Origin of the sequence: Flavobacterium ajazii, from assembly GCF_010614725.1 — a bacterium.
GTDB classification, from domain to species: Bacteria; Bacteroidota; Bacteroidia; order Flavobacteriales; family Flavobacteriaceae; genus Flavobacterium; species Flavobacterium ajazii.
The window spans coordinates 276,544-297,347 of the sequence record NZ_JAAEHL010000006.1; the positions used below are offsets into that span (position 1 = coordinate 276,544).

Sequence of the window (20,804 nt, forward strand, 5' to 3'; positions counted from 1 at the left end):
ATTAAAGGTTTTTTGCCTACTATAAAAGTATAAAAAGTATCTTTGTAACTCTAAAAAATAAATACATGTTTTCAAAATTAGCATATTCAGTTTTCGAACAAAGTATCAAAGATTATCATCAGTTTGATAGTGTTGACCAACCTATAAAAAATCCTTACCCAAAGGATAAATTCGAACATTTATTGTATTTGAAAAACTGGATTGATACCGTTCAATGGCATTACGAGGATATTATTCGTGATCCACAAATTGATCCTGTGGCTGCTTTAACGTTAAAAAGAAAAATTGATGCTTCAAATCAGGAGAGAACTGATATGGTAGAATACATCGACAGCTACTTTTTGCAGAAATACAGCCATATAAAAGCAAAAGACGGAGCAAAAATCAATTCTGAAAGTCCGGCTTGGGCATTTGACAGATTGTCTATTTTGGCATTGAAAATTTATCATATGCAGGAAGAAGCTACACGTGCAGAAGCTACTCAGGAACACAGAGATAAATGTCAGGAAAAACTAAATGTACTTTTAGAACAAAGAACAGATTTATCTACAGCAATTGAAGAATTATTGACAGATATCGAGAATGGTGATAAATTCATGAAAGTGTACAAACAAATGAAAATGTACAACGACGATGAACTGAACCCGGTTTTATATCAAAATAAAAAATAAAATTTTTAGGTTATTATTTTGTCTATGATAACAATTGAAATATTAAAAAAACTCAAAGAGTCAGAAGACAAAGTTGAATTCAAAAAGGGAGAAGGAGGTAACATATCCTACGATGGTGGTTCTAAACCTAAACCTAGTGATAGAAGAAGATGTATTTTAGGATATGTTACCGCTTTATGTAATGAAGGTGGAGGATATTTGGTTATTGGAATGACTGATAATTACCCCCATAAAGTAGTTGGTACTCAGCAGAGTTTGGGTTCAATAGGTGAACTTGAATCTAAAATATATACTGATACTGGAATTCGTCCAAAAATATATGAGCTTTATGAAGATTCTAAAAGAGTATTAGTAATCGAAGTTCCGTGTAGACCCGCAGGAAAAATTTTTAAATTTGAAGATGTAGCTTTAATGAGAGTTGGTGAAGAACTCAAGCCAATGTCAGATGAGATTTATTTAAAAATTATTCAAGAGCAAGAACCTGATTTTTCACAGCAAATATGCGAAGGGTTAACAATTTCTGATTTGGATGAAAAAGCCATATTATTGCTGAAAGAAAAATATTCTATTAAACAAAACAATCCACAATTTAAGTTATTACCTAACGAACAGATTCTTTCTGATCTTGATCTTTTAAAAAAAGGTAAATTAACTAATGCGGCATTGATTCTTTTAGCGAAAAAAGAAACATTACAAGATAGGTTACCACAAACCAAAGTAATGTTAGAATACAGAAATTCGGAAAGTCAGATTCCATTTGATAACAGAATAGAATTTACAGAACCATTTTTTATATTAATAGATGAATTATGGAAGACCATTAATTTAAGAAACGGAAGTTTTCCTATTCAGGATGGAGCCTATATTTTTAGCATTCCTTATTTTAATGAAGAAGTAATTCGAGAATCTATTAATAATGCAATATCACATCGTGACTATAGGAGAACTTCAGAGATTATAATTAAACAGTTTCCTCACAGATTAGATGTTATAAATGCGGGAGGATTTCCTGCTGGTGTGACATTAGAAAATCTAATAAAAATACCAAGCACCCCAAGAAATAGATTATTAGCGGATATTTTGCAAAAAACGGGTATAGTAGAACGTTCGGGACAAGGAGTTGATAAGATATATTATAATACTCTTTCTGAAGGTAAAGCAGAACCCGATTATTCAAAATCTGATAATTTTCAAGTCAATCTTAAATTATCTGCGATAATAGAAGACAGAGCATTTGCTTTATTTATTGATTCAATTCAGAAAGAACTTCCTGAAAATGAAAAACTTTCTGTTCTTGAAATAGTTACATTGAATAAAATTAAAAATGGTATTCAAAAAAGTGAAGTTGATCCAGAACAAGTAAATCAGCTTTTGCAAAAAAAACTCATTGAAAAAAGAGGCAAGACAAATGCAATTTTTTATATTTTATCGAAGGATTATTATGAGTTTACAGATGAAAAAGCAAAATATTATAATCTTCAGGAAATTGATGATAATCAAATTTTAAATAGAATTATTCAATTTTTATCTAAAGAAGGTAAAGCAAAAATGAAAGATTTTGTAGGTTTATTTGAAGATAAGTTATCTAGAAAGCAGGTTCGGTTTCGAGTAGATAAATTAGTTTCAAACAGAACATTAGAACAACAAGGAGAAGGCTCTACATCAACTTATAAATTGAGTGAATATTATATCAAAGAAATAGAAGTAATATCTGAGGCATTTAATATTGGAATGAAAGAGATGATTAAAAAACAAAGCAAGGAAAATGAAATGGCCAAAAAAGGACCAAGAAAAAAGAGCTAAATTATTAAAAACTACGCTTTTTTGTTAATAAACCTCCTCTAATAGGCTGATATTAAGGTTTTTTTTAAAAATGAAATGGCCAAAGAATGGCCAAAAAAACACCACTTTTTAGAAAATTCCACCACTTTTTTAATTTTAAATTGAGAAAAATTGTCCACCAAAATTAAACACATAGCCGTCATGAGACTATCCGCAATGGGAGATGTCGCCATGACGGTTCCTGTTTTACGAGCATTTGTAAAGCAATATCCGACAGTAAAATTAACTGTCGTTTCCCGTCCTTTTTTTAAACCTTTCTTTAACGGAATTCCGAACTTGGAGTTTTTTGCTTTTGATGAAAAAGAAAGACACAAAGGATTTCCGGGGCTTTTGCGTTTATTTAAAGATTTGAAACAGCTAAGAATTGATGCTTTTGCGGACCTTCATAATGTTTTACGGTCTAAGATTGTGAGTTTACTTTTCGCTTTAAGCGGAAAAAAAAGAGCAACTGTTGATAAAGGAAGAGAAGGAAAAAAAGAATTAACTCGTACTGAAAACAAAATTTTCAAACAATTGCCAACCATGTTTGAAAGGCATGCAAAAGTGTTTGAAGAATTGGGTTTTCCTTTAGATTTATCAAATCCGGAGTTCCCTGAAAAAGCAGTTTTAAGTGCAGAAATTACAGATTTAATTGGTGAGAATTATCAAAAATTAATTGGAATTGCGCCTTTTGCACAATATGATTCTAAAGTTTATCCTTTGGATTTAATGGAGGAAGTAATTGCAAAATTAGCAGAAAATAAAGATCAGACCATTTTACTTTTTGGAGGAGGGAAGAAAGAAATCGAAATTTTAGATTCACTTTCAGAACCTTTCAAAAATGTAATAAACGTTGCCGGAAAAATTAAATTTCAGCAGGAATTAAAATTAATAAGCAATCTTGATGTAATGCTTTCTATGGATTCCGGAAATGCACATATTGCCGCAATGTTAGGTATAAAAGTGGTTACGCTTTGGGGCGCAACGCATCATTATGCCGGATTTTTACCATTCAACCAAACTTTAGAAAATGCCTTAACTTCAGATAGAAATCAATATCCAAAATTGCCTACATCTGTTTACGGGAATAAAATTGTAGAAGGTTATGAAGATGCGATGAGGACGATTTTGCCATCAACAGTGATACAAAAAATCCAATCCTTGTTATAAGATTGGATTTTTGTATAATTTCAAAAAATGGGTTTATGGCCCAGGAGTTTTTCTCAAACTTTTAAATTCATCAACGGTACTGTTTCCAACATTAAAACCAAAAGAATATTTGCGGGTTGTAATTATAGCTTTTCCGTTTAGATAGGCAGGTTTATAAACATCCGGGATGCTTTTTATTATTTGTTCGAGCTCGTTGCAAATTTCTGCATTAGGTGCAAATGCTTTTACATTTATGATTTTACCTTTATCATCTATTTGAAACGAAAAACGGACATTAATGACGCCTTTAAGTTTTGTTTTATTTCGGATAGTTCTTTTAAAATTATTAACTACAAGATTTTTAATGCTTTGATTCATACAATCGTATAACTCTTTTGAATTTGATGATTCACAGTCCTTATCAAAAAAAGGGGGTGTATGGATAGATGGTTTATCGCTTGACACAATTATATTTTTGTTAAGTCTGTTAATTATCAAAGGATAACTGTATGAATCTATTGTATTTACAGGTTTTATATTTAATTTTTCAAATGGAAATTTTTTGAAAATCCCAACAAGTTTATCATTAAGTTCTGACGTATAAGCATTGGTTTTAAAATTTATTGGCTTACCTTTTTTGTCAATATTAAAATAGATGTTAATAGGACCTTTCAAGAGAAGAATTTTATCAAGTTCTTCGGCGCTAATATATTTTTTAAAATGAAATGCTAATTCAGTATTCGGGTTTAGAAATTCGTCACTTACATTTAAAAGATTTTCTTGATATTCATTCACTTCCTCTTTATATTTTTCATTGTCAGATTCTATTTCAAGAGAAATGGTTTTTTCATAAACAAAGCTGGTTGGATTACCATTACGGGTAGCTGGAATTTTGGCTTTTGGAAAGAGTGCCACAACATGATTTAATTCTTTGGTCAAACTATCTGTTGGCGCTTTACAATTTACCTGTTCAATTTCCCCTTGTTCGTTTACTGAGAATTTTACACGTAAATTTAATGATCCTAATATTTTTGCTTTTTTAATTTCGGCAGGTGAAATATTATTTGCTACATGTTCAGAAATTTTGTTCAGAAGGCAGTTGGATAGTTTCGTTTTATTTACAGCAGATTCACATCCTTCAAAAACAGGAAGTTTATCAAAGACAACATTTGTGCTGCAATTAATGATCATTTTATCTCCTTCTGTGGAAAGAATCTGTAGCGCATAAGTGTTCAGTTGATTTTTTTCGGGAATATTTAAATCTTCAATATTATAATTTATAAAGGCTTCACGAATATTTTTGTTTAATTCTGAGTATGGCGAATTGACAATAATATTGGTTACTTTATTTTGCTGGTCAATTTTAAAAGTCAGATAAACGAATTTTTTGTTTTTTATTGTATCGTTAATTTTATAGTGATCAAGTAAGCTTGAATTTATTCGTTTTGCAAAATATTTAGAAAGGTTATTGTTTTTATCTGGTTTTGCATAAGAAATAAATTCATCATATTTATCGGCAAATGTTTGATAATCGTTTTGAGAAAAACCGATGATAGAGTTGATAAATAAAATAAAAAACAAAAAGTATTTCATATATAATTTAGTTAGAGAAAGTTCAAATGTATGAAATCACTTTGTAATTTTGTTTCGGATAAATTTAAAATTTGTTATTAAACGGTGAAAAAAAATTCCAAATTCCAACATAAAAATTGGGATTTGGAATTTATATTTTTTTAGAAATTTCAACGATTATACATCATCAAAATCTACATAAATAGTTTCAGAAGTTGGATGTGCCTGACAGCTAAGCACCAAACCATCGGCAATTTCTTTATCGGTTAAGATTGAGTTTTTCGTCATTTCGGCACTACCTTGAGTTATACGGCAAAGACAGCTGCTGCAGATTCCGCCCTGGCAGGAATACGGAGCGTCAATTCCTTGTTTTAAAGCAGCATCCAAAATAGTCTGTTTTTGAGACATTTCAAAAGTAACTTCGTCATCATCAACTAAAACAGTGATTTTTGTGTGTCCTTCAAGCGAAGTTTTGATTTCATTTTCCTGAGAAGAAGAAGTGAAAAGTTCAAACTTAATAGCGGAGTCTTTTACGTTTTTCTCTTTTAAAATTCCGGAAACCGTATTGATCATTTCTTCAGGACCACACAAGTAAAACTTATCAAATTCCAGTTCTTTGTGTTTGTTATTCAGTACAAAATTTACCGCCGATTTGTCGATTCTTCCAAACAAAGCGTTTTCAGCTTTAGCCTGACTAAATACATAATGCACAAAAAAACGTCCTACGTATTGCAATTGTAAATCGTGTAATTCCTGATGGAAAATCGTTTGTTCCGGAGTTTTATTTCCGTAAACCAATACAAATGAACTTTTTGGTTCACTTTTTAAAACCGATTTTATAATCGAAAGTACAGGAGTAATTCCGCTTCCGGCTGCAAATGCTGCATAATTTTTTTGTCTTTCGGCATCCGGTTCAAAAGTAAATTTCCCTTCAGGATGACCTACTTCAAGAACATCGCCTGCTTTTAATTTGGTATTGGCAAATTGTGAGAACAAACCATTTTTAACTGCTTTTACAGCAATACGTAATTCACCGCTTTCAGGCCCTGAACAAATAGAATAAGCACGACGAATTTCCTGATTGTCAAGAGTTAATTTTAAGTTTATATATTGTCCTGCAATAAATTTATAGTCTGATTTTAGTTCTTCGGGAACATTAAAAAGGATGGAAACAGCATCGGTAGTTTCTCGTTTTACCTCTTTAATTATGAGTTTTAAGAATGAAGGCATGATATGATATTTTATGCAAAAGTAGCAAACAGCAACTAATTGAGTAGTACTAAATTATTTTTTTTAACTTTTTTTGTAACGTTTCTCTACATTTGATCTCTTACTACAAAACTGAAAACCAAATAACCATGATTAAAAAGTTTATTTATCTCGAATGGAAAGCCTTTACCAGATCGGCATCTTTTGGTGCTAATTTAGCAATGAAAATCCTGATAGGTTTTTTGATGGTCTATTTCTCCATCATTTTTATCGGAATGGGAATAGGAGCATTTTACATCCTAAAGAAAATGAATCTCGAACCTTTGATAACTGTCAATAAATTTTTGATTTATTATTTTTTATTCGATTTAGTAGTTCGTTTGTTAATGCAGGCTATTCCGGTATTAAATATCAAGCCGTTATTGGTTCTGCCTTTCAAAAAACCAACAATTGTTCATTTCTCATTAGGCAAAACAGCAATATCATTTTTTAATTGGGCACATGCGCTCTTTTTTGTTCCTTTTTCGGTAGTACTTATTATTGAAGGCTATGATGTTTTGGGAATTCTTTTTTGGTTTATAGCTGCTTTTTCCGTAGTATATATCAACAATTTTTTGAATATTATTTTGAGTAATATTGATAAATTATTTGTTGTCTTTATCGCAATCACATTGGGTTTGGGGGCCGCACAATATTATAAATTCTTTGATATTACGTCTTTTACCGGACCAGTTTTTCAGTTATTTTATGATGCTAAAGGACTATTTTTAATTCCGGTTCTGCTATTAATTGGTTTGTATATTTTTACATTCAAATATTTTAAAAACAATTTATTTTTAGACGCTGGTCTTTCTAAAAAAGAAGATATTGCCACAACAGAAAACCTTGTCTGGTTAAATCAATTCGGGACTTTAGGAACATTTCTAAAAAATGATATAAAATTGATTAAAAGAAACAAAAGATCCAAAACGACAATCTTTATGAGTATTCTCTTTTTGTTTTACGGATTGATCTTTTTTGGTAATTCGCATCAGCCTGAGGTCATGTATATTTTTGCAGGAATATTTGTTTCTGGTGGATTTTTATTTGTCTTCGGTCAGTTTGTACCAAGCTGGGACAGTTCGTATTATCAACTCATGATGACACAAAATATTCCATATCGGGGATACATCACTTCAAAATGGTGGCTGGTTGTTATTGCCACTTTTGTTTCGACCATTTTAGCATCATTTTATCTTTTTTACGGATGGGAAGTTTATCTGACAATTGTCGTTGGAGCAATTTATAATATCGGAGTCAACTCACATTTAGTACTTCTTGGAGGAGCATTTACCAAAACTCCAATTGATTTAAGTAATGCCGGAGGAGCTTTTGGTGACAAAAAAGCATTTAATATTAATGCCATGTTACTGACTTTACCAAAATTATTATTGCCTTTGGGATTGTATGGCCTTGGGCTTTATTTAGGGAATAAAGCTCTTGGATTGTCTTTTGTTGCAGGAGCGGGAATTTTAGGTTTTATTTTTAGAAACAAAGTTTTTTCGCTTATAGAAAAAAGATATAAAATTGAAAAGTACAGTACGATTAGCGCTTATAAACAAAAGAACTAATTAGAAAATGTGCCAATTTGATAATGAGATAATTTTATTTGATTAAAAAAACAGATTAACAATTAAACCAAAAGTGATGATAAAAGTAAACCAACTTTCAAAAAAATATAACGGAAATACAGTTTTAAACATAAACAATCTTGAAATTCCAAAAGGACAAAGTTTTGGCTTAGTGGGAAATAACGGAGCAGGAAAAACTACTTTTTTTAGTTTATTGCTGGACTTGATTCAGCCTTCAACAGGAAACATTATCAGTAACAATATTCAGGTCAATACAAACGAAAACTGGAAATCTTTTACAGGTTCATTTTTGGATGAAAGTTTTCTGATAGGTTATTTAACTCCAGAAGAATATTTCTATTTTATCGGAGATTTACGTCATCAGAATAAAGCAGATGTTGATGCTCTATTAGAGCAGCATGAAGAATTTTTTAACGGAGAAATTTTAAAAAATAAAAAATACCTGCGTGATTTATCAAAAGGTAATCAGAAGAAAGTTGGAATTATCGCAACACTTATTGGTAATCCGGAAGTAATTATTCTGGACGAGCCTTTTGCCAATTTAGATCCAACTACAGTAAGCAGGTTAAAAAAAATAATTAAAGAATTAGCCGAAAATCCAAACATTACAGTTTTGGTTTCGAGTCATGATTTACAGCATACAGTTGAGGTTTGTGATCGAATCGTTGCTTTGAATAGAGGAGAAATTGTAAAAGATATTCAGACCTCAAAAGAAACCTTACAGGAGTTGGAATCGTTTTTTGCGGTTTAAATTTCTATATTTCAAAAAGAAGCGTATTTTTACCAGTCATTATACTAAAAATCCTTTTTAGAAGTTAAATGATTTAAACTCTTTTCTATTGAAAAAGAATACTCTGAAATATAGTTTTCCTTTTGTCTTTTTGTTTTTTTTGATAGCCTGTTCTACCAAAAGAGATACTTTTTTAGCCAGAAAATCCCACGCCCTGAGTACAAAATATAACATTTTGTATAATGGCGGAATAGCGCTGGACAAGGGATTAAAAACCCTTCAAAATAATGATCAGGACAATTTCTGGGAAATGCTTCCAATCGAAAAAATGCAAATCGATGAAGATATTTCTGAGAAGGAAAAAACCAAAAATCCGGATTTTGAACTGGCTGAAACAAAAGCGACAAAAGCGATTCAGAAGCATTCAATGAATATTGGCGGAAGAGAAAAAAACACACAGATTGATGAAGCTTACCTGATGCTCGGAAAAGCAAGATATTATGATCAGCGCTTTATTCCCGCACTTGAAGCATTCAATTACATTTTATACAAATACCCAAACAGCAGTAATATTTATACAGCTAAAATTTGGCGTGAAAAAACCAATATGCGTTTAGGAAATGACGCAATTGCAATAAAGAACATCAAACTTTTATTAAAAAACACCGATTTAGGTAAACAAACATTTTCTGATGCAAATGCTTTGCTGGCTGAGGCATTTTTAAATCTGGAAGAAAAAGATAGTGCTGTTACAAGATTAAAAGTTGCTGAAAAATTTTCGAAAATAAATGAACAAAAAGCACGATACCGTTTTATTCTTGGGCAAATGTATCAGGAAGTTGGAAAAAGGGACAGTGCCGTTTATTTTTACAATGCGGTAATCGATATGAACCGTAAGGCTGACAGAAAATATATGATGCAGGCGTACGCTAAAAAAGCACAGATGTTTGATTATGAAAACGACAATGATACCATTTTTTTAAAGACTTACAACAAGCTGGTTAAAGATCGTGAAAACAGACCTTATTATGATATTCTTTTTTATGAAATGGGAGTTTATTATGATAAAAGAAAACAAAAAGAAAATGCTTTAGAGTTCTATAATAAATCATTGGACAGAAATTCAAAAGATTCTTATTTGGTCGCTTCGACTTATAGAAATATAGGTAACATGTATTTTAAAAATACAGATTATGCTATGGCGGCCAAATATTACGATAGTACATTGGCAAAATTAAATCCTAAAACTAGAGAGTTTATTTTCATCGAAAAAAATAGAAAAAATTTAGATGACGTTATCAAATACGAAGCAATAGCAAAACGAAATGACAGTATTATTAAGGTAAAAGGTTTACCTGATCCTGAAAGAAAGCTGTATTTCGAAAATTATATTGCGGAGTTAAAAAAGAAAGACGAAGCAAAGAAAATTTTAGAAGAAAAAGAGAAAGAACGATTAGCTAATATCGAACAAAATACAAATTCGAATAGCGGGCCTGTAGCTGTTAATCCTCAGTCAGCAGGAAATAACCCTCCTGTAGCTCCTCCGGGTGCCTTCAATCCTCCCTCAGGAAATGACGCTGCAAGTACGTTCTATTTTTATAATCCGTCAACGGTTGCGTACGGAAAATTGCAGTTCAAAAAAATGTGGGGCAACAGGGCTCTGGCAAATAACTGGAGAATGTCTGCTGCAAAAGCAAATGCAAATTTAGCAGAAACAGATGCAATGAATGCACAGCAGGATTCGTTGAATGCTTTGAAAGATGCAGTTGTTATAGAAAAATACACAACGGAATTTTACGAAAAACAGCTTCCAACTACTCAGGTTGCCATGGACAGTATCGGGAAGGAACGTAATTTTGCGTACTATCAGTTGGGATTAATTTACAAGGAAAAATTTAAGGAATATGATTTAGCAAGTGGAAAATTTGAACAATTGCTTTTAAATAATCCGGAAGAAAAATGGATTTTACCATCGATGTATAATTTGTATAAAATTTATCAAATTACAAATCCGGCCAGGGCAGAAAGGATAAAATTTGATATTACGACTAAATATCCGGATTCTAGATATGCCCAGATTTTAAATAATACAAATCCTGAAAACGGTTCGAATTTATCACCCGATAAGGAATATGAAAAATGGTATAAATTATTTAAGGAAGAACAATATTATACTGTTTTAGACAATATTGATAATTTGATTAATCAATACTCAGGAGATGAAATTGTTTCTAAGTTTGAGTTACTGAAGGCAAATACTTTGGCCAAAGCAAATGGTTTGGAAGCTTACAAAAAAGGATTGGAAAATGTTGCTGATAATTACCCAAACAGTGAAGAAGGTAAAAGTGCACGCGAAATTTTAGAAAAACAGGTTCCGGGTCTTGAAAAACTTGATTTTACCACAGTTGACACAAAGAACTGGAAAATTTTATATGTTGTTTCTAATAATGACACTAAAACAGCTAAAAAAATTGAAGAAGCAATTAAGGTTTTTTTATTGATTGAAAATTTTGAAAGATTGACTACTTCTGTTGATAAATATAATAGGACACAAAGTTTTTTTGTTATCCACGGTATAAAATCTGAAGCTTATGCCACAGATGTTGCAAAACTTTTAAGAGATGATCAAAAGTATAAAATTGCCCATCCTTTTATTATTATATCAAATGACAATTACAAAATAGTTCAGATGAAGAAAAATCTTCAGAATTATTTAGCGCCAAAAAACCCATAATCCATGTTTGAAAAAGCAAAGAAAAGCAGCACTGAACTTTTAGGAAAAACCAACCGAATTGTGGAAGGTACATCTATTGTAGGAGATATTGTTTCAAAAGCCGATTTCAGACTGGATGGTGAACTGATTGGGAATTTTACTTCACAAGGAAAATTAGTTATTGGACCGTCTGGAATTATTAAAGGAGAAATTATTTGCCATAATGCAGATATTGAAGGAGAATTTCAGGGAAAATTAAAAGTTCTGGAAGTACTTAATATAAAAGCTACGGCTCACATCCATGGCGAGGTGGCTGTTGGGAAATTATCTATAGAGCCGGGAGCTGAGTTTACCGCTACTTGTACTATGCTTACAAATACTAAAGAAGTAACTTTGAAAGATGGAAAAAGAGCCAAACAAGAACCAACGGAATAAGTGGATAGCACTTATAAATATTCCCATTCAGATGGGAGTTATTATTTTTTTGTTTAGCTATCTGGGTACCTGGCTGGACGAAAATCATCCAAGTCAAAAAATCTACTATAATAAGGTATTAGTGATGGTTGGGGTTGGTCTTGCTTTATACAATGTAATCCGGCAGGTAAATGAGATTAACAAAACAAAGTAAATCGCTTTTTAAACAGCTTTAAATAAATGTTGCATCTTTGCAGAAAATTATTTCAAATGCTTTTAAAAAAATACAAGCCTGTTTTATATTTATTTTTCATTACTTTTTTTACCTATATAATACATAAGGTAGTTTTTTCTTTTTTAAAACTTGACGACAGTAATTTTCATTATACAATAGAAATCCTCTACTTAATTTTTTTGGCATTCTCAACGATATTATTAATTGTTATAGTAAAGTTTCAAAAAGATAAATTTGATAGTATAGGAATGTTTTTTATGTTGGGAACTTTTATTCAAATGTTTTTGTCCTATTTAATATTGAAGCCGATTTTATCAGATAAAATTCATAACGTATCTGTTGAAAAAATCAACTTTTTTATAACATTTATTTTGTTTTTGTTATTTGAGACGCTTTTAACTGCCCGATTATTAAATAAAAAGCTATAAAATAGGGATTCTGTATAACAAGGTTCAAAAATAATTTTTCAGATCCTTTTTAATATTAATAAAAAATGTACCTTTGCACCAAATTTTAGAAACGTAAAAAAATAAGATTTTCCACGATATGGTGATTTCAAACAAACCACTCAGATTTATTCTTGTAGCTTTAGTAGCTTGTCTTCCGGTAATGGCCTTTGCTAATTCAGAAAAAGACGCTGCACATACTCAAACTGAAGTAGCTCATGAAGGAGCTTCAGAAGGGCATCATGCAGCTGAGCCAACAGATGTAAAATCTAAGATTAAAGCATTTATTGGTCACCACGTTTTAGATTCTCATGATTTTACTTTAACCCAGGATGATGAAACAGGTAAATATTATGGTTTTCCATTACCTGTAATTATTTGGGATAATGGTCTTCAAATTTTTTCTTCTTCAAAATTTAATCATGGACACGCAATAGCTGAATCAAACGGGAACTATTATGTGATTAATCATCACGATGGTAAAATTTACAAAACAGATGCTGAAGGAACAATTACTGAAGATGAGAAAACTGGTCATCCAACAAATGTGCGTCCTTTAGATTTTTCAATTACAAAGACAGTAATTTCTATTTTTACAGCAGCACTATTAATGTTTTGGTTATTTTCAAGTTTAGCTAAATCATATGCCAAAAACGGAGGTATTGCTTCTGGTATTGGAAGAATCTTCGAACCGCTGGTAGTTTACATTCGTGACGAAGTTGCTATTCCAAACATTGGAGAGAAACACTATAAAAAATACATGAGCTATTTATTGACAATATTCTTCTTTATCTTGTTTTTAAATATTTTTGGATTAACTCCACTAGGAATTAATGCTACAGGTAATTTAACAATTACTTTTTCTTTAGCGATCCTTACTTTCTTAATTACAAATCTTACAGCAAATAAAAATTACTGGGGTCACATTTTTTGGATGCCAGGTGTACCAAAACCAATGAGAATTATTTTGGCACCAATTGAATTGTTAGGAGTTTTTATCAAACCATTTTCATTAATGATTCGTTTGTATGCTAACATCTTTGCTGGTCATATAGTTTTAATGAGTATTATTGGATTAATGTTTATCTTTAAAAGCTGGATTGGAAGCAGTTTATCTTTTGGATTATCATTTGTACTTTCTATACTTGAAATTTTAGTTGCCTTTTTACAAGCCTATATTTTTACAATGCTTTCTGCACTTTATTTTGGTTCGGCTGTAGAAGAGCACCACCACGAAGAAGAAGGTCATCATTAAAATCGGATTTTAGGATTTGGATGATTAGTAATCTAAATTCAAAAATCTATAATCAATTGAATGTTTAATTTTTAATTATATATATTATGGAAATTCCAAATATTATTGGAGCAGGATTAATCGTAATCGGAGCAGCATTAGGAATTGGTAGAATCGGTGGTTCAGCAATGGACGCTATCGCTCGTCAGCCAGAAGCTTCTGGAAAAATCCAAACAGCTATGCTTATCGCTGCTGCACTTATTGAAGGTATTGGTTTCGCTGCGTTATTCGCATCTTAATTAAAACAAAAATGTGAACAATAGTTGCAACGGTTGGTTGTAACTATTGTTTTAAAAATTAATACATTAAAATTGCTTTTAATTAATTGCAATTATAAAAAGACAAAATTTAAAAATTTATAATCATATATAATGGATAAGTTAATAAATCAGTTTGAGTTCGGTTTGTTTTTCTGGCAAGTAATTATTTTTGTTGGATTAATTCTTTTGTTGAAAAAATTTGCATGGAAACCAATTCTTGATGCAGTAAACGAAAGAGAGCAAGGAATTAAAGATGCGTTGCTTTCTGCAGAAAATGCAAGAAAAGAAATGGAAAACCTTCAGGCAGATAATCAAAGAATTTTGAATGAAGCCCGTGCAGAACGTGATGCGATGTTGAAAGAAGCTCGCGAAATGAAAGAGAAAATGATAGCTGATTCTAAAAACGAAGCTCAGGCACAAGGTCAAAAAATGATCGTACAGGCTAAAGCAGCTATCGAAAGTGAAAAGAATGCTGCAATGGCAGAATTGAAATCTCAGGTTTCAACTTTATCATTAAGTATTGCTGAAAAATTATTGAAAGAAGAACTATCTAACAAAGAATCTCAAACTAAATTAGTTGAGAAAATGTTAGGTGACGTAAAGTTAAACTAAGATTATGGCAAGTACAAGAGCAGCAATTCGTTATGCAAAAGCAATTCTGGACTTAGCAAACTCTAAAGGTGTTGCCGAAGCTGTTAATAACGATATGAAATCAATTGCATTAGCAATTGAAACAAATACAGAATTGAGCAATTTTATCCAAAACCCAACAACAACAGTTGAAGTTAAGGAGAGTGCTCTTTTAGAAGTTTTTGCAAATGTAAATGGTGTAACTAAAGGTTTATTTCATTTATTATTCGAAAACAAAAGATTTGAAATTTTAGAAGCAATCGCAGTAGAATACAGTAAAGTATTTGATGAAGGCAATGGAATAGAAGTAGCAAAAGTTACGACAGCAATCCCAATGGATGCTGCTTTAGAAGCTAAAGTTTTAGCAAAAGTTGCTTCATTATCAGATAAAAAAATAACAATAGAAAATATTGTAGATCCATCAATTATAGGAGGATTTATTTTAAGAATAGGTGATCAGCAATACAATGCTTCTGTTGCAAACAGATTACAAGTTTTAAAGAGAGAGTTAAGTAATTAGTTTTTATAACACAAAAAGTGTCTAAATTATAAATTAAGATGGCGGAAATCAAACCTGCTGAAATTTCAGCAATATTAAGAAAGCAAGTAGAAGGTTTTGAATCTGGTGCTACGCTAGAGGAAGTAGGAACGGTACTTCAGGTTGGGGATGGTATTGCTCGTGTTTACGGGTTATCTAATGTACAATATGGTGAGTTGGTTGAATTTGAAAACGGACTTGAAGCTATTGTATTGAACCTTGAAGAAGACAATGTAGGTGTGGTACTTTTAGGACCATCAACAGGTATCAAAGAAGGATCAACAGCAAAAAGAACTCAACGTATTGCTTCTCTTAAAGTAGGTGAGCAAATGGTAGGACGTGTAGTAAATACTCTTGGTTTTCCAATTGATGGAAAAGGACCAATTGGTGGAGACTTATACGAAATGCCATTGGAAAGAAAAGCACCTGGTGTTATCTTCCGTCAGCCAGTAACTGAGCCATTACAAACAGGAGTAAAAGCAGTTGATGCTATGATTCCAGTTGGACGTGGTCAGCGTGAGCTTGTTATTGGTGACCGTCAAACAGGTAAATCAACTGTTTGTATCGATACAATCTTAAATCAAAAAGAATTTTATGATGCAGGAAAACCTGTATTCTGTATATATGTTGCAATTGGACAAAAAGCTTCAACTGTAGCAGGAATCGCTAAAATGTTAGAAGAAAAAGGTGCAATGGCTTATACGGTTATCGTTGCTGCTAATGCTTCTGACCCAGCTCCAATGCAAGTTTATGCTCCATTCGCTGGTGCTGCAATTGGAGAATACTTTAGAGATTCTGGTCGTCCGGCTCTTATCGTTTATGATGATTTATCTAAACAAGCTGTTGCTTACCGTGAAGTTTCTCTTTTATTAAGAAGACCACCGGGACGTGAGGCTTACCCTGGAGACGTTTTCTACTTACACTCTCGTTTATTAGAGCGTGCTTGTAAAGTAATTGCTGATGATGGTATCGCTAAAAATATGAACGATTTACCAGATTCTATCAAGTCTATCGTAAAAGGTGGTGGTTCATTAACTGCATTACCAATTATCGAAACTCAGGCTGGTGACGTTTCTGCATATATCCCAACAAACGTAATTTCTATTACAGATGGCCAGATTTTCCTTGATGGAGATTTGTTCAATTCTGGTGTTCGTCCTGCAATTAACGTAGGTATTTCTGTATCTCGTGTTGGAGGTAATGCTCAGATTAAATCTATGAAAAAAGTTTCTGGAACTTTAAAATTAGATCAGGCTCAATTCCGTGAATTAGAGGCTTTTGCTAAATTTGGTTCTGACTTGGATTCTGTTACTTTAAACGTAATTGAAAAAGGAAAAAGAAACGTTGAAATCTTGAAACAAGGTTTAAATGATCCTTATCCTGTTGAAAACCAAGTGGCTATTATTTATGCAGGATCTAAAAATTTATTGAAAAACGTTCCTGTAAATAAAGTAAAAGAATTTGAAGCTGATTTCATCGCTTACTTAAACAGTAAACATAAAGATACGCTTAATGCGTTGAAAGCTGGTAAATTGGATGATAACATTACTGATGTTATTGAAAAAGCAGCAAAAGAAATTTCAGCAAAATATAACTAATAAGACAATTAGATAATTGGAAGAGAAATTTTTCAATTATCTAATTATCAAATTTTCTAATTAGAAAAAATGGCAAATTTAAAGGAAATCCGTAATAGAATTACTTCCGTTTCATCGACGATGCAGATTACATCGGCGATGAAAATGGTTTCTGCTGCAAAGCTTAAGAAAGCACAAGATGCAATCACTGCAATGCGCCCTTATGCCGAGAAATTAACGGAGTTGCTGCAAAATCTTTCTGCGACACTTGATGGTGAAGTTGGGGGAGATTATACAACACAACGTGAAGTAAAAAAAGTATTGCTTGTAGCAATAACTTCTAACAGAGGTTTATGTGGTGCATTCAATTCAAATGTAATTAAAGAAATCAAAAACCGTACTGAATTTTATGCTGGAAAGCAGGTTGATGTTTTTCCTATCGGTAAAAAAGGAAACGATGTTTTAGCTAAAACTCATAAAGTTCACGGACACCATAATGCAATTTTTGATCATTTAACTTTTGAAAATGTTGCCGGAATTGCAGATAATTTGACTGAAAAATTCTTATCTGGAGAATACGACAGAATTGAATTGGTTTACAATCAGTTTAAAAATGCTGCAACTCAAATTGTTCAGGTTGAGCAGTTTTTGCCTTTGGCTCCTATTAAATCTGATAAATCAGTTTCTGCAGGAGATTATATTTTTGAACCTTCAAAAGAAGAAATCGTGTTGACTTTGATTCCAAAATCATTAAAAACACAGTTATATAAAGGTATTCGTGATTCATTTGCTTCAGAACACGGAGCGCGTATGACAGCAATGCACAAAGCAACTGACAACGCAACAGAATTAAGAAACCAATTGAAATTAACTTACAACAAAGCTCGTCAGGCTGCAATTACTAACGAAATCCTTGAGATTGTTGGTGGAGCTGAAGCTTTGAACGGATAAGTTTAATTCGATAATAAAAAACAAAAAGAGCCTGCAGTTAATTGCAGGCTCTTTTTACTTTTAAGAATTCCCCATAAAAACATTAAACTTTAATCGTACACAATTATAAATTTAATATTAATCCTTAAAATTACTTTTAAAATGGTGATTCCGGAGAATCCTTTTCCCCAAGAATCAATACCATTTTAAAGATTTTAGCGGATTAACCCGCTTTGCTTTGTTTTAATGGGAACAAACTAGCTTTATTAATCCCAGTGCTTTGTTTTTGTAAGGGTTACTTATTAGCTATATCAATCCCGATGCTTTGTTTTAGGGTACAAATAGCTAAATTATCCCGGCTTAGTTTTTTTACGGGTTACATATCAGCTGTATCAATCCCGGTGCTTTGTCTTTTATGGGAACAAACTAGCTTTATTAATCCCAGTGCTTTGTTTTTTTACGGGTTACAAATTAGCTTTTATCAATCCCGGTGCTTTGTCTTTTATGGGAACAAACTAGCTTTATCAATCCCATTGCTTTGTTTTTTTACGGGTCACAGATTAGCTTTTATCAATCCCGGTGCTTTGTTATTTTATGGGAACAAATTAGCTTTATTAATCCCGATGCTTTGTTTTTTTACGGGTTACAAATTAGCTTTTATTAATCCCGATGCTCTGTTTTTTTTTAGGGTTACATATCAGCTGTATCACTCCCTTATTTATTACAATTTTTTAACTAAAAAACATTTAGCTTTTTAGTATTACAAATATTTAATTATATTATTTAAGCTACAATACCCACATTTAGTGATTTTTAACTTTTTTATTTTGTAGGATATGTAACAAATTTAATGTAAGAAGGGATTTTCAGGGTTACATAATTTTTATTAATTTGTTATATAATTACAATGCTTTTGTCTTTAATTATAATTAATAATATGTAAAAAACATATCCGATAAACACTTCATTTTAATGACCTTAAGTATAAAAGCACTTAAGACATTTAAAGAAATTGTATCGCAGATAGATATCATCAGATTTCTTTATCCAAAACTATCGGTTGAAAAATATGAAGCTTTTTTTTGCCGAAATGATACCACATAATTATACCCAGATTGCCGTTTTTGTGAATGATTTTTGTGTTGGAATTACGAGTCGCTGGTCGGCAACAAAACTCTAGACAGGCAGATATCTGGAAATAGATAATTTTGTTGTGCATCCTGAATACAGATCAAAAGGAATTGGAAAAATGTTGATAACTTACATAGAAAAGAAAGCAATTGATTTAGGATGCAGCAATATCGTTTTAGATACTTTTACCGGAAATTTTGCTGTACATAGATTTTATTATAATAATGGTTATGATCCAAAAGGATTTCATTTTGTTGTAGTTTTAGATGAAAAAAAATAACCTAATAAAAATTGTAAGGACTTTCATTTTATTGATGAAACAAATGCGATAATAAACCAAAGAATTGGTTATTTTTGTTTTTGCAAACTTTATTTTTTTTTATTTTGGGATTATATAAAAATCTATTCAAACAGACAGCAATTTACGGGTTGGCGACCGTATTACCAAGGATGCTAAGCTTTTTATTAGTCAGGCTGTATACCGGTATTTTACCAACTGCAGAATATGGTGAAGTTTCAATTGTTTTGTCCTGGATGGTTTTCTTTAATGTGGTGCTTTCTTATGGAATGGAAACCGCTTTTTTTAGATTTTACAGTGCTGAAGATGATAAAAAAAATGTAATTGCAACTGCAACGATATCAGTATTTTGGACTTCAATAGGGTTTTTATTCGCAGCTTTAATTTTTAGAAATACACTTGCCAACTGGGCCGAAGTTGAGACACAATATGTAACTTATTCGGTTTGGATACTGGTTCTGGATGCTTTGGTTTTAATACCATTTTCTAAACTTAGAGCCAATCAGCGGCCTATGGTTTATGCAGCTATTAAAATTGGAAATGTTGTTATAAATCTTTTACTGAATATATTTTTCTTACTCTATTTACCAAAATTGGCAACAGATAACCCCAATTCTGTATGGGACAATTTATATGTTGAAAATTTCCAGATTGCCTATATTTTTATAGCAAATCTTTTGGCGAGTTTAGCTACATTTATTGTGCTTTCGCCAAATTATCTTTCACTCGGAAGAAGATTTGATCCTGTACTCTGGAAAAAAATGATGAAATACGGCCTGCCCATTCTTGTTGCAGGAATTGCATTTGCTGTTAATGAACATTTTGATAAAATTTTACTGGGCTATTTATTACCTGAAAATTTGGCTAAATCAGAAGTTGGAGCTTATTCCGCCTGTTATAAGTTAGGATTGTTTATGGTTTTGTTTGCAACTGCATTCAGACTCGGGATAGAACCCTTCTTTTTCAGTCATGCAAAAAATGAAAATGCACCACAAACGTATGCTGTCATCACTAAATATTTTGTGATTTTAGGATCACTGATTTTATTGGGAGTTATTGTTTTTGCAGATATTTTAAAATTGCTTTTACTGGATAATAAATCATATTGGGAAGCCATGAAAGTTGTTCCGTTAATTATTTTGGCTAATTTTTTCCTGGGGATTTATAATAATTTATCTGTCTGGTATAAATTGACTGATAAGACAAAAATAGGGGCTTACATTTCTATCGTTGGCGCTGTGGTAACACTGCTTTTAAATTATTTGCTAATTCCAAAATACAGTTATTACGGATCAGCAATTGCAACGATTTCAGCTTACGGAAGCATGATGCTTATTTCGTATGTTTTAGGAAATAAATATTATCCGATACCTTATGATATGAATAAAATTGGAGCTTATCTGGGGATTTCAATTGTGTTTTCAGCTATTTCTTTTTATTGGTTTAGAGAAAATTATTTTGTTGGAATTCCGTTATTTTTAGGATTCATTTATTTTGTTTATCATAACGAAAAAGATACAATCAAAGGAATTATGAATAGAAAGTAATTCTTTAA

At 31.7% G+C, this 20,804-nt stretch carries 18 protein-coding genes; 16 read left to right on the forward strand and 2 right to left on the reverse strand.

Going from position 1 to position 20,804, the window contains the following annotated elements; genetic code table 11:
* Window positions 1–65: 65 nt before the first annotated feature.
* The 3 genes from GWR14_RS13080 to GWR14_RS13090 all read left to right on the forward strand — a co-directional run bounded on the left by GWR14_RS13080 (window position 66) and on the right by GWR14_RS13090 (window position 3,662).
* Window positions 66–671, forward strand: a complete 606-nt coding sequence (locus tag GWR14_RS13080; protein WP_163409484.1) for a DUF4254 domain-containing protein — start codon at window positions 66–68, stop codon at window positions 669–671.
* 24 nt (window positions 672–695) lie between these two features.
* Complete coding sequence (locus GWR14_RS13085) at window positions 696–2,474, forward strand: ATP-binding protein (RefSeq protein WP_223150972.1); 1,779 nt, start codon at window positions 696–698, stop codon at window positions 2,472–2,474.
* A gap of 180 nt (window positions 2,475–2,654) precedes the next feature.
* Complete coding sequence (locus tag GWR14_RS13090) at window positions 2,655–3,662, forward strand: glycosyltransferase family 9 protein (RefSeq protein WP_163409488.1); 1,008 nt, start codon at window positions 2,655–2,657, stop codon at window positions 3,660–3,662.
* A 33-nt stretch (window positions 3,663–3,695) separates the two neighbouring features.
* Here the strand turns inward: GWR14_RS13090 and GWR14_RS13095 are convergent, their stop codons facing one another.
* Both GWR14_RS13095 and GWR14_RS13100 read right to left on the reverse strand, forming a co-directional pair.
* Window positions 3,696–5,234, reverse strand: coding sequence for a hypothetical protein (locus GWR14_RS13095; protein WP_163409489.1), 1,539 nt, complete (start codon window positions 5,232–5,234; stop codon window positions 3,696–3,698).
* Window positions 5,235–5,390: 156 nt separating this feature from the next.
* A complete protein-coding gene (locus GWR14_RS13100) occupies window positions 5,391–6,443 on the reverse strand; it encodes a ferredoxin--NADP reductase (RefSeq protein ID WP_163409491.1) in 1,053 nt (350 codons plus the stop codon).
* 128 nt (window positions 6,444–6,571) lie between these two features.
* Here GWR14_RS13100 and GWR14_RS13105 point away from each other — a divergent pair, with 128 nt between their 5' ends.
* The 13 genes from GWR14_RS13105 (at window position 6,572) to GWR14_RS13165 (ending at window position 20,796) form a co-directional block, all read left to right on the forward strand.
* A complete protein-coding gene (locus tag GWR14_RS13105) occupies window positions 6,572–8,032 on the forward strand; it encodes a DUF5687 family protein (protein WP_163409492.1) in 1,461 nt (486 codons plus the stop codon).
* 76 nt (window positions 8,033–8,108) lie between these two features.
* On the forward strand, window positions 8,109–8,804 hold the full coding sequence (locus GWR14_RS13110) for an ABC transporter ATP-binding protein (protein ID WP_163409494.1): 696 nt from the start codon (window positions 8,109–8,111) through the stop codon (window positions 8,802–8,804).
* An 88-nt stretch (window positions 8,805–8,892) separates the two neighbouring features.
* Window positions 8,893–11,517: a type IX secretion system periplasmic lipoprotein PorW/SprE gene (porW, locus tag GWR14_RS13115; protein ID WP_163409496.1), complete on the forward strand. Its 2,625-nt coding sequence runs from the start codon at window positions 8,893–8,895 to the stop codon at window positions 11,515–11,517.
* A 3-nt stretch (window positions 11,518–11,520) separates the two neighbouring features.
* Complete coding sequence (locus GWR14_RS13120) at window positions 11,521–11,931, forward strand: bactofilin family protein (RefSeq protein ID WP_163409498.1); 411 nt, start codon at window positions 11,521–11,523, stop codon at window positions 11,929–11,931.
* Window positions 11,897–12,124 (forward strand): AtpZ/AtpI family protein, encoded by a 228-nt coding sequence (locus GWR14_RS13125; protein WP_163409500.1) that lies wholly within the window; start codon window positions 11,897–11,899, stop codon window positions 12,122–12,124. Before GWR14_RS13120 ends, GWR14_RS13125 begins: the two co-directional genes overlap by 35 nt.
* A gap of 567 nt (window positions 12,125–12,691) precedes the next feature.
* Window positions 12,692–13,846, forward strand: coding sequence for a F0F1 ATP synthase subunit A (gene atpB, locus GWR14_RS13130; RefSeq protein WP_163409502.1), 1,155 nt, complete (start codon window positions 12,692–12,694; stop codon window positions 13,844–13,846).
* Window positions 13,847–13,932: 86 nt separating this feature from the next.
* Complete coding sequence (atpE, locus tag GWR14_RS13135) at window positions 13,933–14,124, forward strand: ATP synthase F0 subunit C (RefSeq protein WP_163409503.1); 192 nt, start codon at window positions 13,933–13,935, stop codon at window positions 14,122–14,124.
* 132 nt (window positions 14,125–14,256) lie between these two features.
* Complete coding sequence (locus GWR14_RS13140) at window positions 14,257–14,757, forward strand: F0F1 ATP synthase subunit B (protein ID WP_163409505.1); 501 nt, start codon at window positions 14,257–14,259, stop codon at window positions 14,755–14,757.
* Window positions 14,758–14,761: 4 nt separating this feature from the next.
* Window positions 14,762–15,295: an ATP synthase F1 subunit delta gene (gene atpH / locus GWR14_RS13145; protein ID WP_163409507.1), complete on the forward strand. Its 534-nt coding sequence runs from the start codon at window positions 14,762–14,764 to the stop codon at window positions 15,293–15,295.
* Between the two features lie 38 nt (window positions 15,296–15,333).
* On the forward strand, window positions 15,334–16,911 hold the full coding sequence (gene atpA, locus GWR14_RS13150) for a F0F1 ATP synthase subunit alpha (protein WP_163409508.1): 1,578 nt from the start codon (window positions 15,334–15,336) through the stop codon (window positions 16,909–16,911).
* A 69-nt stretch (window positions 16,912–16,980) separates the two neighbouring features.
* Window positions 16,981–17,841 carry an ATP synthase F1 subunit gamma gene (atpG, locus tag GWR14_RS13155; protein ID WP_163409510.1) on the forward strand — a complete coding sequence of 287 codons (861 nt, stop codon included), beginning with the start codon at window positions 16,981–16,983 and terminating at the stop codon, window positions 17,839–17,841.
* Window positions 17,842–19,033: 1,192 nt separating this feature from the next.
* A complete protein-coding gene (locus tag GWR14_RS24065; RefSeq protein WP_317165159.1) occupies window positions 19,034–19,231 on the forward strand; it encodes a GNAT family N-acetyltransferase in 198 nt (65 codons plus the stop codon).
* Window positions 19,232–19,335: 104 nt separating this feature from the next.
* Window positions 19,336–20,796 (forward strand): lipopolysaccharide biosynthesis protein, encoded by a 1,461-nt coding sequence (locus GWR14_RS13165; protein WP_163409512.1) that lies wholly within the window; start codon window positions 19,336–19,338, stop codon window positions 20,794–20,796.
* Window positions 20,797–20,804 lie beyond the last annotated feature (8 nt).

Excerpts from the sequence above, each read along its gene's own strand:
- GWR14_RS13100 (WP_163409491.1), bottom strand. The coding sequence starts at position 6,443 with ATGCCTTCATTCTTAAAACTCATAATTAAAGAGGTAAAACGAGAAACT.
- GWR14_RS13110 (WP_163409494.1), top strand. The coding sequence starts at position 8,109 with ATGATAAAAGTAAACCAACTTTCAAAAAAATATAACGGAAATACAGTT.
- atpG (WP_163409510.1), top strand. The coding sequence starts at position 16,981 with ATGGCAAATTTAAAGGAAATCCGTAATAGAATTACTTCCGTTTCATCG.
- GWR14_RS13080 (WP_163409484.1), top strand. The coding sequence starts at position 66 with ATGTTTTCAAAATTAGCATATTCAGTTTTCGAACAAAGTATCAAAGAT.
- atpA (WP_163409508.1), top strand. The coding sequence starts at position 15,334 with ATGGCGGAAATCAAACCTGCTGAAATTTCAGCAATATTAAGAAAGCAA.
- GWR14_RS13085 (WP_223150972.1), top strand. The coding sequence starts at position 696 with ATGATAACAATTGAAATATTAAAAAAACTCAAAGAGTCAGAAGACAAA.
- GWR14_RS13120 (WP_163409498.1), top strand. The coding sequence starts at position 11,521 with ATGTTTGAAAAAGCAAAGAAAAGCAGCACTGAACTTTTAGGAAAAACC.
- GWR14_RS13105 (WP_163409492.1), top strand. The coding sequence starts at position 6,572 with ATGATTAAAAAGTTTATTTATCTCGAATGGAAAGCCTTTACCAGATCG.
- atpH (WP_163409507.1), top strand. The coding sequence starts at position 14,762 with ATGGCAAGTACAAGAGCAGCAATTCGTTATGCAAAAGCAATTCTGGAC.
- atpB (WP_163409502.1), top strand. The coding sequence starts at position 12,692 with ATGGTGATTTCAAACAAACCACTCAGATTTATTCTTGTAGCTTTAGTA.
- GWR14_RS13090 (WP_163409488.1), top strand. The coding sequence starts at position 2,655 with ATGAGACTATCCGCAATGGGAGATGTCGCCATGACGGTTCCTGTTTTA.
- GWR14_RS13095 (WP_163409489.1), bottom strand. The coding sequence starts at position 5,234 with ATGAAATACTTTTTGTTTTTTATTTTATTTATCAACTCTATCATCGGT.
- atpE (WP_163409503.1), top strand. The coding sequence starts at position 13,933 with ATGGAAATTCCAAATATTATTGGAGCAGGATTAATCGTAATCGGAGCA.
- GWR14_RS13140 (WP_163409505.1), top strand. The coding sequence starts at position 14,257 with ATGGATAAGTTAATAAATCAGTTTGAGTTCGGTTTGTTTTTCTGGCAA.
- GWR14_RS13125 (WP_163409500.1), top strand. The coding sequence starts at position 11,897 with ATGGAAAAAGAGCCAAACAAGAACCAACGGAATAAGTGGATAGCACTT.